General features: G+C 70.9%; 14 protein-coding genes and 1 pseudogene. 5 read left to right on the top strand and 10 right to left on the bottom strand.

The window, feature by feature from the left end; genetic code table 11:
• Positions 1-43 precede the first annotated feature (43 nt).
• Positions 44-1,723 carry an acyl-CoA dehydrogenase family protein gene (locus AC0665_RS18615; protein WP_478705363.1) on the bottom strand — a complete coding sequence of 560 codons (1,680 nt, stop codon included), beginning with the start codon at positions 1,721-1,723 and terminating at the stop codon, positions 44-46.
• 75 nt (positions 1,724-1,798) lie between these two features.
• Between AC0665_RS18615 and AC0665_RS18610 the strand changes: the two genes are divergently transcribed.
• On the top strand, positions 1,799-2,557 hold the full coding sequence (locus tag AC0665_RS18610; protein ID WP_468637770.1) for a PaaX family transcriptional regulator C-terminal domain-containing protein: 759 nt from the start codon (positions 1,799-1,801) through the stop codon (positions 2,555-2,557).
• Positions 2,558-2,637: 80 nt separating this feature from the next.
• On the opposite strand, the gene AC0665_RS18605 is transcribed toward AC0665_RS18610, so the two are convergent.
• Positions 2,638-3,429: a pectate lyase gene (locus tag AC0665_RS18605; RefSeq protein ID WP_468405515.1), complete on the bottom strand. Its 792-nt coding sequence runs from the start codon at positions 3,427-3,429 to the stop codon at positions 2,638-2,640.
• A gap of 394 nt (positions 3,430-3,823) precedes the next feature.
• Here AC0665_RS18605 and AC0665_RS18600 point away from each other — a divergent pair, with 394 nt between their 5' ends.
• The gene (locus tag AC0665_RS18600) at positions 3,824-5,164 is read left to right on the top strand and encodes an extracellular catalytic domain type 1 short-chain-length polyhydroxyalkanoate depolymerase (protein ID WP_478705362.1); all 1,341 of its coding nucleotides are present in this window, start codon (positions 3,824-3,826) and stop codon (positions 5,162-5,164) included.
• Positions 5,165-5,243: 79 nt separating this feature from the next.
• On the opposite strand, the gene AC0665_RS18595 is transcribed toward AC0665_RS18600, so the two are convergent.
• Entirely contained in the window at positions 5,244-6,323 is a 1,080-nt protein-coding gene (locus AC0665_RS18595) for an NADH:flavin oxidoreductase/NADH oxidase (protein ID WP_478610401.1), read from the bottom strand.
• A gap of 119 nt (positions 6,324-6,442) precedes the next feature.
• Between AC0665_RS18595 and AC0665_RS18590 the strand changes: the two genes are divergently transcribed.
• Together AC0665_RS18590 and AC0665_RS18585 are read left to right on the top strand one after the other, a co-directional pair.
• Positions 6,443-6,793, top strand: coding sequence for an ArsR/SmtB family transcription factor (locus tag AC0665_RS18590; RefSeq protein ID WP_478610400.1), 351 nt, complete (start codon positions 6,443-6,445; stop codon positions 6,791-6,793).
• A gap of 148 nt (positions 6,794-6,941) precedes the next feature.
• Positions 6,942-7,394 (top strand): DUF6214 family protein, encoded by a 453-nt coding sequence (locus AC0665_RS18585; protein WP_478705361.1) that lies wholly within the window; start codon positions 6,942-6,944, stop codon positions 7,392-7,394.
• Positions 7,395-7,806: 412 nt separating this feature from the next.
• On the opposite strand, the gene AC0665_RS18580 is transcribed toward AC0665_RS18585, so the two are convergent.
• From AC0665_RS18580 to AC0665_RS18570, 3 genes and pseudogenes are all read right to left on the bottom strand, one after another.
• Positions 7,807-8,319, bottom strand: coding sequence for a hypothetical protein (locus AC0665_RS18580; protein ID WP_478705360.1), 513 nt, complete (start codon positions 8,317-8,319; stop codon positions 7,807-7,809).
• 302 nt (positions 8,320-8,621) lie between these two features.
• Positions 8,622-8,772, bottom strand: a pseudogene (locus tag AC0665_RS18575) (NF041680 family putative transposase); the annotation flags it as partial.
• Positions 8,773-8,859: 87 nt separating this feature from the next.
• Positions 8,860-9,513, bottom strand: a complete 654-nt coding sequence (locus AC0665_RS18570) for a DUF305 domain-containing protein (protein WP_478705359.1) — start codon at positions 9,511-9,513, stop codon at positions 8,860-8,862.
• A 190-nt stretch (positions 9,514-9,703) separates the two neighbouring features.
• On the opposite strand from AC0665_RS18570, the gene AC0665_RS18565 reads away from it, so the two are divergent.
• The gene (locus AC0665_RS18565; protein ID WP_478610396.1) at positions 9,704-11,206 is read left to right on the top strand and encodes an LVIVD repeat-containing protein; all 1,503 of its coding nucleotides are present in this window, start codon (positions 9,704-9,706) and stop codon (positions 11,204-11,206) included.
• Here AC0665_RS18565 and AC0665_RS18560 read toward each other — a convergent pair.
• The 4 genes from AC0665_RS18560 to AC0665_RS18545 form a co-directional block, all read right to left on the bottom strand.
• On the bottom strand, positions 11,194-11,880 hold the full coding sequence (locus tag AC0665_RS18560) for a TetR/AcrR family transcriptional regulator (RefSeq protein WP_363117754.1): 687 nt from the start codon (positions 11,878-11,880) through the stop codon (positions 11,194-11,196). The two genes, AC0665_RS18565 and AC0665_RS18560, sit on opposite strands and share 13 nt — an antisense overlap.
• Positions 11,881-12,076: 196 nt before the next feature.
• Positions 12,077-12,766 carry an HAD family hydrolase gene (locus tag AC0665_RS18555; protein ID WP_468405534.1) on the bottom strand — a complete coding sequence of 230 codons (690 nt, stop codon included), beginning with the start codon at positions 12,764-12,766 and terminating at the stop codon, positions 12,077-12,079.
• A 60-nt stretch (positions 12,767-12,826) separates the two neighbouring features.
• Positions 12,827-13,495 (bottom strand): phosphatase PAP2 family protein, encoded by a 669-nt coding sequence (locus AC0665_RS18550; protein WP_468637761.1) that lies wholly within the window; start codon positions 13,493-13,495, stop codon positions 12,827-12,829.
• Between the two features lie 117 nt (positions 13,496-13,612).
• The gene (locus tag AC0665_RS18545; protein ID WP_478610394.1) at positions 13,613-14,548 is read right to left on the bottom strand and encodes a M56 family metallopeptidase; all 936 of its coding nucleotides are present in this window, start codon (positions 14,546-14,548) and stop codon (positions 13,613-13,615) included.
• Positions 14,549-14,647 lie beyond the last annotated feature (99 nt).

The following is a 14,647-nucleotide window of genomic DNA, read 5'->3' as shown; positions in this document are numbered from 1 at the left end:
TGCGCACGATGGCTTGAGTTCGAGTCGCCCGGACCGGCGGTGCCTAGACCCCGCGTCGCCCCTCGCCCGGCAGCGCCCGCTCCACGATCGCGTCCAGGCCCGCCGAATCCGGCAACGTCCCGAACGCGTGCCCCCAGTCGCCTCCCAGCCGCGTCGCGCAGAACGCGTCGGCGACCGCCGGCGGGGCGTGCCTCACGAGGAGCGAGGCCTGGAGTGTCAGGGCCATCTGCTCCACGAGCCGGCGTGCCGTCGTCTGCGACGCCCCGGACAGTCCCGCCTCCAGCCGCGCCACGGCCGCGTCCAGCCGGGCGTCCGCCCCTCGGGCGAGGGCGAGCTCACCGAACAGGGCCTGTGCCGTGTCCGGTTCACGGCGCAGCGCCCGCAGCACGTCGAGCGCGTTGACGTTCCCGGAGCCCTCCCAGATCGACAGCAGCGGAGCCTCGCGGTAGTGCCGGGGCATGCCCGAGTCCTCCACGTACCCGTTGCCGCCGAGGCACTCGAGAGCCTCCGCGGTGAAGGCCGGGCCCCGCTTGGTCACCCAGTACTTGCCGACGGTGGTGGCGATCCGGCGGAACGCGGCCTCGGCCTCGTCCCCGCGGATCGCCCGGTCGGCCGCCCCGGCCAGCCGCATGGTGAGCGTCGTGGCGGCCTCGGACTCCAGCGCGAGATCGGCCAGGACGTTGCGCATCAGCGGCTGGTCCACCAGCCGCGCGCCGAACGCGCTGCGGTACCGGGCGTGGTGCCCCGCCTCCACGAGGGACTTGCGCATCAGCGCCGCCGCCATCATCACGCAGTCCAGCCGCGTGCAGTTGACCATCTCGATGATGGTCTTCACGCCCTGCCCCTCCGGGCCGACCAGCCAGGCCACCGTCCCGTCGAACTCGGGCTCGCAGGAGGCGTTGGACCGGTTGCCCAGCTTGTCCTTGAGCCGCTGGATGCGGAAGGTGTTGCGGGTGCCGTCGGGCAGTACACGCGGCACCAGGAAGCACGACAGCCCGCCCGGTGCCTGGGCCAGCACGAGGAACACGTCGCACATCGGCGCCGAGGTGAACCACTTGTGCCCGCGCAGGGTGTACATCCCGGGTTCGGCCGTCGGCGTGGCCGTCGTGGTGTTCGTCCGGACGTCGGAGCCGCCCTGCTTCTCGGTCATCCCCATGCCCGCCAGCAGCCCGCGTTTCCCGGTGGGCTCCCGCAGGGCGGGGTCGTACTCCCGGCTCGTCAGCAGGGGTTCGTAGAGCTTCGCCAGCTCCGGTTGCCGGCGCAGAGCGGGGACGGCCGCGTAGGTCATCGAGGTGGGGCAGCCGTGCCCGGCCTCGGTGTGGCCCCACACCAGTCCGCCGGCCGTCCTGACGACATGGGCGCCGGGCCGGTCGTCCGTCCAGGGCGACGCGGCCAGTCCCTCCGCGATCGCCGTGCGCATCAGGTGGTGCCAGCCGGGGTGGAACTCGACCTCGTCGACGCGGTTGCCGTACCGGTCGTGCGTACGCAGCTCCGGTGCGTGCCGGTTGGCCAGGTCGGCCCACTCCTGCGCCTGGATGCTGCCGGCCTGCCGGCCGAGCCGCCGCAGGTCCTCCTCGGCCCATCCCGCGCCCTCGCGTCGCAGCCCCTCCAGCAGGGCCGTGTCGTCGGAGGCGTCGTAGGGCATGAGGGGCGGGGCCTGATTGGTGACCTCGTGCGTGGCGGGTCCGCCGCGCACCTGCTGTCCGTCCGGTGTCGAGACCATGCCGCGAGTGTTGCATTCCTCCTGCGGCCGCAGCAATCCTGCAACACAGACGGGTGCCGCGTACAGTACGTGACCATGCCGATGAACGTCCCGGCGCGGTCCGGCGCGCTCGATCTGCGCCCGCTGTCCGCCCGGTCGGTGGTGCTGAGCCTGCTGCTCGGGACGCATCCCCCGGAGCTGCCGGCGCGGGAGCTGGTGCGGCTGCTGGAGGGCTTCGACGTCGGCGGCTCCACGCTGCGGGCCGCGCTGAGCCGGATGGTGGCCGCCGGTGACCTGCGGCGCACGGACGGCGGCTACCGCCTGAGCGACCGGCTGCTGCAACGCCAGCGCCGCCAGGACGACGCCGTGCGCCCACGCACCCGCGCGTGGGACGGCGACTGGGAGATGGTCGTGATCACCGCGACGGGACGCGGGCCCGCCGAACGGGCCGACCTGCGCGCCCGGCTGTCCGGCCTGCGGCTGGCCGAACTGCGCGAGGGCGTGTGGCTGCGCCCGGACAACCTGAGCCGCGCCCTCCCCGGCGATCTGGACCAGGTGGTCCAGCGCTACACGGCCCGCCCCGACCGGCCCGCGCGCGAACTGGCCGAAACCCTGTGGCCGCTGGGCGACTGGTCCGGCACGGCCCGGGCCCTGCTCGCCCACATCGCCGGCACCTCCCGCCCGGCCGACCGTCTGACCGCCTTCGCCGCCGTCGTGCGGCACCTGCTCGCCGACCCCGTGCTGCCGCCCGGCCTCCTGCCCGCCGACTGGCCGGGCGCCGACCTGCGCGCCGCCTACACCGACTACCGGCGGGAGCTGATCGGGGCGGTGCACGCGCGCGTACGCGGCACATGACGCCGGCGGCCGTGCGCGGCGCCGCCTGGGCACTGCGCACGGCCGCCTTCACCGTGGGGGGAACCGGGGGCCGCCCGGGACTACCGGTAGGTGATGTCCGAGGCGGAGTAGAGGCAGTTCTTGCTGTCGGGCCCCGAACCGACGGCGGTGTTGTTGTTGTACTTCTGGCAGGGGACGACCTTGCGGCCGGAGTCGTTGCGGATCGTGATGTTCCGCAGCGTCGCCACGTCGTTGCGGTTGACGTTGATGCCGACGAGCCGCGCGGTGGAGCCGGTGCCGGTCACGTCGACGGTGTTGAGGTTGACCTTGCGGGTGTACTGCGTGGAGCAGTCACCGCACGAGCGGTAGAGCGTCTTGAACTCCTGCACCGCGAAGTTGGAGATGGTCAGGGTGCCGCCGCCGTTGTGCTGGAAGACCTTGTCCGCCGCCTTCTTCGCGCCACCGCCGATGACCTGGTAGGTCGCGCCGTTGCCGCCGCGGAAGGTGGCGGCGTCCTCGCCGACGTCCTCCCACCAGACGTTCTGCAGCGTGCAGCTGCCCTCGCAGTGGATGCCGTCGGCCGCGGGCGCGCCGAGGATGACGTTCTTCAGCACCGCGCCGTCGGAGAGCTTGAAGATCGGGTCCTGGCCCTCCTCCTGGCCGTCGCCGGCCAGGCTGCCGGTGCCGTAGAAGCGCTTCATCCCGTAGTCCTTGGTGCCGGACACGGAGATGGTGGAGGAGGTGCCCTGGCTGCCGTTGGGGGTCGGCCAGGTGGCGGCGCTCGCCGTGGAGGCGTGGGTGGTCATGATCATGCCAAGCGTGAGGCCGAGGGTGGCCAGCGCGCCGGTCGTCGCGCGCCTGCGGCGGGCGGGCGGACGTGTCGCAGAAGTCATGTCCCGATTCCTTCTGTCGTGGGGGTGGATGGGGTCGGGTCTTCCGGTGGTCGTGCGTTCCGTGGGGGGTTGCAGGGAGCGGGTGGGGGCGAGTGCATCACGTACATGAATGACGTCCGTCATCCTGTTCGCCATCCACGACGAACGCGGCCCACTCGCGTCCTGCGGTCACACTGCTGAACGGAACGTAGGCCGCAAGCGCTTTCTAGTCAACGCCTCGCGCAGAACGTATTCGGCCAGGTCTCGTCAAACCGCCGACAACCCCGGACTGGCTGTGGGAGCGCTTCCATGGCAGCCATGTCCATGCCACCATCCCCCGAGGCGGGCCGACGCATCGCCGAGCCGCCCGTACGACGTTCCTCGACACCGCGCCCCACGACGGAAGGAACCGGATGTGACTGCCACCCCCCACCGCACGGCGAGGAGACCCCGGCGGTCGCTGCTCCTCGCGCTCGTCGCCGCGCTGCTGCCGCTGCTCGCGGCCACCGCGTTCACCGCACCCGCGGCCGCCGCCGACGGGCCCGCCCGCGGTTCCGCCCGGGAAGGGGCCGTACCCGCCGCGGCCCTCACCGAGGTCACGAACTTCGGCACCAACCCGAGCAACCTGCGCATGTACCTGTACGTGCCGGAGAGCGTGACCCCGAAGCCGGCCGTCGTGGTGGCCGTGCACTGGTGCACCGGCTCGGGCCCGGACATGTACAACGGCACCGAGTACGACACGCTGGCCGACCGGTACGGATTCATCGTGCTCTACCCGTCCGTCACCCGCAGCAGCAAGTGCTTCGACGTCGCATCGCCCCAGGCCCTGCGCCGCGGCGGGGGCAGCGACCCGGTCGGCATCAAGTCGATGATCGACTGGACCACTCGCACCTACAACGCCGACACCGGCCGGATCTTCGCCACCGGCATCTCCTCCGGGGCGATGATGACGAACGTCCTGCTCGGGGACTACCCGGACGTGTTCGCCGCGGGCGCCGCCTTCTCAGGTGTCCCGTTCGGCTGCTTCGCCACCACCGACGGCTCCGAGTGGAACAGCGCCTGCGCGGGCGGCACGGTCACCCGCACCCCGAGGGAATGGGGCAACCTGGGCCGCGGCGCGTACCCCGGCTACACCGGCGCCCGGCCCCGGATGCAGATCTGGCACGGCACCGAGGACGACGTGCTGCGCTACCCCAACTTCGGGGAGCAGATCAAGCAGTGGACCGACGTGCAGGGGGTCGGCCAGACGCCCACCACCACCGACACCCCCCAGTCCGGCTGGGTCCGCACCCGCTACGGCGGTACGGGTGACCGGGCCCCCGTCGAGGCCATCAGCCTCCAGGGCGTCGGCCACAACCTGTACGCCCAGGGCATGGCGTCCCGCGCGCTCACCTTCTTCGGCCTGGACGGCTCCGGCCCGGCTCCCCAGCCCCAGCCCGGCGCCTGCAAGGTGACGGCCTCGGTGAACGCCTGGAACACCGGCCTGACCGCCACCGTGACGATCACCAACACCGGCACGACCGGCGTCAACGGCTGGAAGCTCGGCTTCACGCTGCCCGCGGGGCAGACGGTCACGGGCGGCTGGGGCGCCACGTACACGCCTGCGTCAGGGTCGGTCACCGCCACCAACGTCTCGTACAACGGCACCATCGCGCCGGGTGCCAGCGTGAGCATCGGCTACCAGGCCGCTCACGGCGGCAACAGCGCGGCTCCGGCCGCGTTCACGCTCAACGGGACGGCGTGCGCGACCGGTTGACGCCGTGCGCGACCGGTTGACGACGTGCTCCGGTACGTCGTGCACGGGGACGACGGGGAGCGCCTCTGCGTGTGCCGGATCAGACCGAGCGGTGGTACTGGTCCGGCACCCGCACCTCGGCGCCGAGTTCCCGGGCGGCGAGCCGTGCCCACGAGGGGTTGCGCAGCAGCTCGCGGCCCAGCAGGACCGCGTCCGCCTCGCCGTTGGCCAGGATCTTCCCGGCCTGCTCGACGTCGGTGATGAGCCCGACCGCGGCGACCGGCAGGCCCGTCTCGTTCCTCACCCGGGCGGCGAAGGGCACCTGATAGCCGGGGCCGGTGGGGATGCTGACACCGGAGGCGTTGCCGCCGCTGGAGACGTCCAGCAGGTCGATGCCGTGGTCCCGGAGGTCGGCGGCGAAGCGGACCGTGTCGTCCGCCGTCCAGCCGCCCTCGTCGAGCCATTCGGTGGCCGAGACGCGGAAGAAGAGCGGCTTGTCGTCCGGCCACACCTCCCGTACGGCGTCGACCACTTCGAGGGCGAAGCGGGTGCGGTTCTCGTACGAGCCGCCGTAGGTGTCGGTGCGGTGATTGGAATGCGGGGACAGGAACTCGTTGATCAGGTAGCCGTGGGCGCCGTGGATCTCGGCGACCTCGAAGCCGGCGGCGAGCGCGCGGCGGGCCGCCGCCGCGAACTGCCCGACGATGTCCTCGATCTGATCGACAGTCAGCTCGGCCGGGGTCGGGTGCCGGTCGTCGAACGCCAGCGGGCTCGGGGCGACCGCGTCCCAGCCGTGGGCGTCCGGGCCGACCGGGGCGCCGCCCGTCCAGGGGCGGTCCGTCGATGCCTTGCGGCCGGCGTGTGCCAGCTGGATGGCCGGAATCGTCCCCTGCGCGGCGAGGAAGCGGGTGATGCGGCGGAACGCCTCGACCTGCGTGTCGTTCCAGATGCCGAGGTCGTAGGGGGAGATGCGGCCCTGCGGGGACACCGCGGTGGCCTCGACGATGATCAGGCCCGTGCCGCCGGTGGCGCGGGCGGCGTAGTGCGCGAAGTGCCAGTCGTCGGGGACCCCGGTCTCCGGGCCCTCCGGCGCCGCCGAGTACTGGCACATCGGGGGCATCCACACGCGGTTCGGGATCGTCAGCTCGCGCAGGGTGCAGGGCTCGAAGAGCGCGGTCACGGCGGACTCCATTCGTTCACGGGGCCGATGTCGACTCGTACGATAGGCATCGTAGTACGGTGGATGTCAAACTACGAGGGTTCTCGTACCATGGACGTTCCCGAGGAAGTGGAGCCGCCGTGACGTCCCCCGCCGTCAGCAGTCGTGACCTGCCGCATCCCGCGCGTGACGAGATCCGGCTGGAGGGAGTGCTGCACGCGCTCTCGGATCCGATGCGGCTGCGTGTCGTGCGAGAGCTCGCCGGTGCGAGCGGTGAACTGTCCTGCTCGCACTTCGACCTGCCGATCACCAAGTCGACCACCACGCACCACTTCCGGGTGCTGCGGGAGAGCGGGGTGATCCGGCAGGTGTACCGCGGCACGGCCAAGATGAACGGGCTGCGGCGGGACGACCTGGACGACCTGTTCCCGGGGCTGCTGGACGCCCTCCTCGAGGCCGCCGCCCGCCAGGCCGCCCGTCTCGGCGAGTGACGGCGCACCGGCCCGCTCCGCTGACAGGGTGCTGTACGGGCTCGGGTGCGTGTCTGATCTGTAGGGAATGTGATCATGCGGTTACGTTCCGTGTGTGCTGGAAGCCTCCTTTCTGAATCTTTCTGATCGCTCTCCGGCGGACGGCGCGGTGTCCGTGCACCCCGCGTGGGAAGTGCGGGAGAACGAGGGCGCCACCCGGTGGTTCGAGTTCCGGCTGGCCTTCGCGGACGGCGCCCGCGTCGACGCGCTGGCCGTCGTGGGCGGCGGCTGTGTCTGCGTCGAGGAGGTGCGCGCGCAGCCCGCCTTGTGCCTGGACGACCTGGCCGTGCTCGCCGACTGGATCGAGGAGGCGATGGCCGAGGCGTGCGGTGAGGGGCCCGACGGCCGTGAGGGCGAGGGGCGCCGCGCCCGGCCCGCCTGGCCGCGTGGCGCGGAGGGGCGGCGGCGGGTGGCGCAGGAGTACCGCGCGGCCCAGCGCGAGGGCGCCGACCCGGTCCTCGCCGTCATGGGCGCGACCGGGCACAGCCGTCGCACCTGCCTCAGGCTGATCGGCCAGGCCAGGGACGCGGGTCTGCTGTCACCGCGCCGCGCTCGACGCTGAACCGGGCCCCTGGCAGGACGCCCGGCCGGGCCGGCGCACTGGCGCGTCATCCTGCCTCGGCCGGAGACGGAACGCGGGCATCGACGTCACCACCGGACGCCAGCGCTCGCCGAAGCGGAAGCGCCGTGAGCAGAACGAAGACGCCGAAGAGCGTGATCCGCAACAGCCCTTAGCAACCACGTCCACCGGTCGGCCGCTTCCGAGTCGCGGAGCCGGGGCTTGGTCCCTTCAGACACGCGCACAGCTCCGACCGGAAGCGCTGGAAAGCCGGCCAAGTTCGAGCAGCGTTCGACGCCGAACCATGAAAACAAGCTCAGCTTGTCTTCTGATCTCGAACTGTGCCCCGAACGAGGTCTCGTCCAAGCCGTCCTCTGCCTGCATCTGCCTGCATGCCGGGCTCAAGGGAATCGGTTCAGCAGCGGACGCCGCCGTTCACGAAGGCCGTCTGATAGGCGACCTCGTGCCACCACCTGTTCCCGGCAATATCGCCATACTCGTAGGAGACGTGAAGGTCGTCAATGAATGCCTTGACGAAGTCTCCGTCTTCGCACCCCGGGAGGCTTGCCTCCCAATGTCTAGGGAGGTCGTTGGTGTACCCGAGTGGCATCGGGCTGTTGTAGCTACTGATTCCGTTCTTCAGTGTCTGGACCATGCCTCCGGTGACTTTACAGGGATTGGGGAGATCCCTGAAACGCGCACCCCTCTGGAAGCAGGTGAAGTTCTCGATCGAAACCTTCACCTCGCCCTCATCCGCCTGGATGCAGAAGTCGAAGTCGGTGAAGTACTCTGTCCGGTCATAGCGAGTGGATTGGTGCTCGCATCGCTCGACAGCAACTGCAGGTGAGGCCGCTACGGAAACGATACCGAGGGCCATTACCGCCCCTGTCGAGAGGGAAGCGAGTGCCTTCTTCAGTATGGAATTCACAGAGATCTCCTCACGTCTATCCTTGATGGCCGGAAAGGGGAGGCGCGAATCGCCAGTCGGCCTGCGGGATCGCGCGCATCCCTCTCCCTCTGTCACTTAGGGTGGCCAAATTGGATACACAGTGAGCGTAATGGGGTGCTTACGGTAGATCGGCGGATGCGCTGGGTAAACCACCCGGACGTATGGCAGTGAAGCTTCGACCGCCGTGAGCTTGTTCTTTTTCTGCCAAGCTCGGCCAGGTCTGGCTATGGCCTTGAGAGTCTCGGGCCGTTTGACGGTCTTGCCGACGTCGTAGCGGGGTGCGGGGGCGAGACGGAGTTGGGTGTGGGCGACCACCACGAGCCAGGTCCAACGGTCCGCGGTTTCGGGAGTACGGACCTTCGGGGTGGTCCAGCCGGGAGTCTGCTTGCCGAACCGGAAGGTGTGCTCGAGATCGAACCTCCTGAGGAACGAGATGAAGGCCGCCCTCATGTCCGGTGAATGCCCAGGTGAGTGACCTCGGTCGGGACACCGTTCGAGATCAGAAGAAAAAGAACGAGCTCACAGCATGTTCCGCATCCGGGTGATCTCGCTCGTCTGCTGTGCGATCACCTCGTCGGCCATCTCCTCGACGCGGACGTTGTTGCCCTGCCCCTTCACGTCGGTGGCCATGGTGATCGCGCCCTGGTGATGGGTCGTCATCAAGGTGAGGAAGAGGCGGTCGAACGCCTTGCCGTCGGCGGCGCGCAGCTTCTTCAGCTGGGCCGGCGTCGCCATGCCGGGCATCGTGGCGTGCTCGTGCCGCTCGGCCTTCAGCGGTTTGCCGTACGACTTCAGCCAGCCCTTCATCGCCTCGATCTCGGGCTTCTGGCCGGCCGCGATGCGCTCGGCGATGCGCTTCACGTCCTTCGACCCGGCGCGCCGAGGGGCGAGTTCGGTCATCACCAGGGCCTGGGTGTGGTGCTCGATCATCATGCGGACGTAGGAGACGTCGGCGGAGTTGGGGGAGTCGTTCTCTTCGCGTGCGTCCGCGGCCTCCTTGGCGGACAGCGTGCGGTTCGCCTCGCCGGGCTGGCCCGGGGCGATCACGGAGGGCCCGTCCGCGGCGGCCGGCTTGCGGTCCGGACCGGAGTCACAGCCTCCGACCGCGAGCACGGCCAGGGTGACCAGCCCTGTCGTGACGGCGGACGCCCGAGACGCACGGCGGAAGAGCACAACGACCTCCTGTGGCAGGCGGGTTGGGACACACCTCGTGTTGCGGACGACGTACTGGCACGCTTCCGCGGGTCATTGATCGGGAAACTTCATTGCGGTTCTGTTGCCCCCTGTTGGTATGTGCATGGCGAAGACGATACTGCGTGGTGCGTGAACCGTTCCGCAGTGAACGGAACCAGGGAGGAAAACAGTGATCCTGTTGAACGACCGCAGAACACGCCGCAGACGCGTAGGAGTTGTGGCTGCCGCCGGCGGGCTGCTGGCCGCGCTCCTCACGGCGGCCCCGGCAGTGGCCACCCCCGACCCGGGGGACGCGCCGCCCGCGCCGAAGAAGGTTTCCAAGAGTGCTCAGGCCGAGGTCCGTGAGGCCATCCAGAGCGGCGAGATACCCGGCCAGGACGAGATCGTCCACTCCGACAACATCCGGCACCTGGCCCACGTCCCCAAGGACGTGCTCCAGGGCACGAACTCGGACCTCGCCTTCCAGGGCAGGTACGCCTTCGCGGGCAACTACGACGGTTTCCGCATCTTCGACATCAGCAACCCCAAGGTGCCGAAGACCGTCGCCCAGGTGCTGTGCCCCGGCTCGCAGAACGACATCTCCGTCTCCGGCGACCTGCTGTTCCTGTCCACCGATTCCTCGCGCAGCGACAGCAGTTGCTCCAGCACCACCCAGCCGGCGACCGAGAAGTCCTCGTGGGAGGGCATGAAGGTCTTCGACATCAGCGACAAGCGCAACCCGAGGTACGTCGCCGCCGTCGAGACCGCGTGCGGCTCGCACACCCACACGCTGGTGCCCGAGCGGCGCAACGTCTACGTGTACGTCTCCTCGTACTCGCCGAACGCCGCCTACCCCGACTGCCAGCCGCCGCACGACGGCATCTCCGTCATCAAGGTGCCGCGTAACGCCCCCGAGGAGGCGAAGGTCGTCGGCTTCCCCGTGCTGTTCCCAGGTGAGGGACCGGACGGCGGCGGCAACCCGGGCGGACCCACCAACCCGGGCGTCTCCAAGACCACCGGCTGCCACGACATCACCGTGCTGCCGTCGAAGGACCTGGCCGCGGGCGCCTGCATGGGCGACGGCATCCTGTTCTCCATCAGGGACCCGGAGCGCCCGAAGGTCATCGACCGCGTGCAGGACAACGTCAACTTCGCGTTCTGGCACTCGGCGACCTTCAACCAGAAGGCGAACAAGGTCGTCTTCACCGACGAGCTGGGCGGCGGCGGCGCGGCCACCTGCAACGCGGAGATCGGTCCGAACCGCGGCGCCGACGGCATCTACGACATCGTCGGCAAGGGTGACAAGCGCAAGCTCGTCTTCCGCAGCTACTTCAAGATCCCCCGTCACCAGGCGGACACCGAGAACTGTGTCGCCCACAACGGCTCGCTCATCCCGGTCAAGGGCAAGGACGTCATGGTCCAGGCCTGGTATCAGGGCGGCGTCTCCGTCTGGGAGTTCACCGACTCGGCCAACCCGAAGGAGATCGCCTACTTCGACCGCGGCCCGCTGACCACCGACGTGATCAAGTCGGGCGGTTCGTGGTCGGCGTACTACTACAACGGCTACATCTACTCGAACGAGATCGCCCGGGGCTTCGACGTCCTGAAGATCGACGACCGGCGCACCGACCCGGCCCGCCGGGTGCACCAGCGTGAGCTCAACGTGCAGACGCAGCCGGACTACTTCGACTGATCCCGCGGGTCGCACTCCGGTGCGGCCCCGGTCGCAAAGAACCGCGACAGATCCTTGTCACACCTCCCGCCGGCGGCTCCGGCCTCCGGCGGGAGGCCCAGCTCCCAGTCGAGCCGGTAGCGCTTGAACAACTCGGCCCGCAGCACCGGCACCGGCATCGGCACCCCCGGCACCAGGGCCGCGTACACGGCACCCATCAGCAGGGCGCGCATCATCGGGTAGTCGCTGTCGACGTCCGGCGAGCCGTGCCGGGCCATGGTGTCCCGCAGCAGCTCGGCCAGCCGCCGCTGCTCCGGGCACTGCATGAATCCCTCGGCCTGAAGGATCCCGGCCATGTGCTGGCGCATCAGCACGGGCCGGTCCCGGGCCAGGCCGAGGATCGCGTCGATGGCCCGGGCCATCCGCTCCCGGCCGTCCTCGGTGCGAGGCTCCCGCTCCAGCGCCTCTTCCAGCGTGCGGTGCATCAGCCGGTGCACGGCGGACTGCACGAGCTGGCGCTTGCCGGGGAAGTAGTAGGACACCAGGCCACGGGCCGATCCCGCCCGGTCCGCGATGTCGCCCAGTGTGGTCGCGTCGTAGCCCCGCTCGCCGACCAGCTCGACCGCCGCCTGCAGAAGCCGCTCCCGGGAACGCCGCCGCAACTCTTCATTGACCGAGGCGCTACGCGGAGACATGCTGCAACTCCTGTGTTGACTGGCTGCCAGCCAACTATACTCAGAGCGTCCGGCCACGACCTGTCAGGTCTGGGCCGGTGATGCCGTCTGCCTCGGGCGACGCGGGGGATCGTCCGAGGCGGGCGAGCAATCCGCCCTGGTAGTGGCCTCAGGCTACTTGTGTGGCAGGTGTCCGTCGCCGGACGGCGTCCCCGGATCAGCTCACCAGATCCAGGACCGGCAGCAGTCCGTCCGGCCGGTCGGCCGCCGGCAGGTGGTCCACGAAGTGCACCGAGCACCCCAGGGCGCGGGCGCCACCGTCCGCCCGGCGATCGTCACCGACCATGAGGGTCCTGCGCGGATCGGCGCCGAGCGCCTCGCAGGCCGCGGCGAACAACCGCGGGTCCGGCTTCTGGATGCCGTGCTCGTACGACAGCACATACGTGTCGACGTAGGGGTCCAGGCCGTGCGCGCGGAAGACCGGCCGCAGATCCCAGCCGATGTTGCTGACCACCCCGACGGGGACGCCCCGCTCCCGCAAACCGCGCAGCACCTCGACGGCGTCCGGGTAGGGGGCCCATGCCGCCGGGGTCATGTGGCGGTCGTACAGCGCGTCGTGCAGCGCCGGATCGGGCAGCCGAACCTGCCGGGACAGGCCGGTGTAGGCGGCCCGGTGCAGATCGGCGCTCTGGTCCCGGATCAGCCAGGTGTCGGCCAGGTCCTGCGGGACCCGCGCCGGGGCACCGCCGCCGGGCAGCGCCCCGGCCGACTCCAGCGCCAGCGCGGCGGCGGTCAACTCGGCTTCGGTGAGCCGCACATCGGACCCGGCCAGGGCACCGCGCAGCCAGGAGTCGGTGGACTCGACGCGGAAGAGGGTCCCGGAGAAGTCGAAGAGCACGGCGGTCATGCGGCGATCCTACGAGGCCCTCCCGGGGCGCGAGGCAAGATCCGTGAGGCGGCTGGGAGTTCAGGGCTGCCAGCGCCGGTGCGCCCACACCGCCGCGGCCACCACCGTCGTGCCCAGCAGCCAGCCGCCCAGCACGTCCGACGGCCAGTGGACGCCGAGCCAGATCCGGGTCAGCCCGACCCCGACCACGGAGACGACGGCCAGGGCCAGGGCCGAACGCCACACGGCCCGGCCGACGCCGTGGCGGTGCAGGAGCCACAGCAGCAGCCCGCACACCACGGTGGCGGTCATGGCGTGGCCCGACGGGAACGCCGAATAGTGGGCCGAGTCGACCGGGTCGGGCCAGACCGGCCGCGGGCGGTCCACCGCGGCCTTGAGGCCCTGTTGCAGCAGGGTGCCCAGCGCGACGGCAAGCGCCAGCCACACCGCCGTCCAGCGCGCCGCCGCCCGCACCACCAGCCACACGACGACGGCCGCGCACAGCAGACGCATCGTCCACGGATCCCACACCCAGTCCGTGAGGATCCGGCACACCTGGGTCAGGACCGGTTCGTCCACCGCCCAGCGGTGGGTGGTGGCGGCGATGTCCCCGTCCGCGCTGATCAACGGGCTCCATCTGGCCGCGACGAGGATCAGCAGCAGGGCCGAGCCCAGGGCCAGGGCGCCGGCGAGACCGGCGGTGCCGCGGTGCTGCGGACGGGGCGGGGAGTCCACGGTCGAGGTGTGCATACAGCGATCCTCGCCGAACCGGGGGGTCCGGATCCAGTACGGGCACGATCTTCCGTCGCCGGGGGCGACATGCTCAAGCCGTGCCGCGTCCACCGGAGGGCGGCCGGCAGCCCCCGGTCACCCCAGCGCCCGCAGTCCCGGCACGAACGCCAGCAGGACCGGCACCACGGGTACGAGCGCGGCCGCCGCCGTCAGCCGCAGGCGGCGGGCGGCGGTCAGCCGGTCCGGGGGAGTGAGCAACCGGTGCACCCGGGCCGGGACATGGGCCTGCGGTGCCGGGCACGGGCCGAAGACGCCGCGGTGCTCGTTGAGTTCGACCAGCGCCAGGGCCGTGGTCAGCCGCCCGAAGCGGCGCGAGGCCGTGTCGTCGGCGGCGAGTTCGACCAGACGGTGCATCTCGTCGCGGAACGCGGCGAACACCGGCACCTGGGGAAAGCCGCCCGCCAGAGCCGAGGAGCAGTTCAGCAGCCAGTCGTGCCGCGCCCGGGCATGGCCCTGCTCGTGGGCGAGGACGGCGTCGAGCTGCCGTCCCTTCAGCCGGCGCAACGCGGCCGTGGTGACGACCAGTTGCGGGGGAGTGCCGGGCTGCCACCAGGCGTCGGGCCGCTCGCTCTCCAGGACGACGAGCCGGCCGGAGACGGCCACCTCGCCCGGCAGCAGCGGAGCCCGGACCAGCAGATCGGCACGCCGTCGACGGCGCCGGGAACGGGCCCGGCCGATCTCGCGGACCAGCATCGCCGCGCTCCACAGCCCGCCGCCGGCCAACGCGACCGCGGTGGTCGCCGCCCAGGGACCCGCCGTACCGAGGGCGTAGGCCTTGACGACCGTGCGCGGGGCCGTCGCGAAGAGGTGCCCGCCGACCGCGTGCCAGGCCGCCGCCGCGCTGAGCGTCATCGACAGCGCGCAGCACACGAGGACGGCCGCCACCACGCACTGCCACATCCACAGCGCCACCACCGGCTCACGGTCCGGCCAGTCCGCCCGGGCGAGCAGCCGGGGGGCGACGACGGCGGTCAGGGCGCCGAGCAGCAACAGCGCGGCGGTGAGCATCATGAGGGCAGCTTATGAGCGCGGCCCCGCTCAGCGGTACGGCTCATGCCGTCGAAGTGACGCAGGCAACGGATCCCCCGGGTACGCCGGCCGCCCGCCGGG

The sequence above is a fragment of the Streptomyces sp. NPDC043685 genome, from assembly GCF_056436585.1.
The sequence above is the reverse complement of the archived record's forward strand: the minus strand, read 5'-3'. Positions and strand labels throughout refer to the sequence as shown.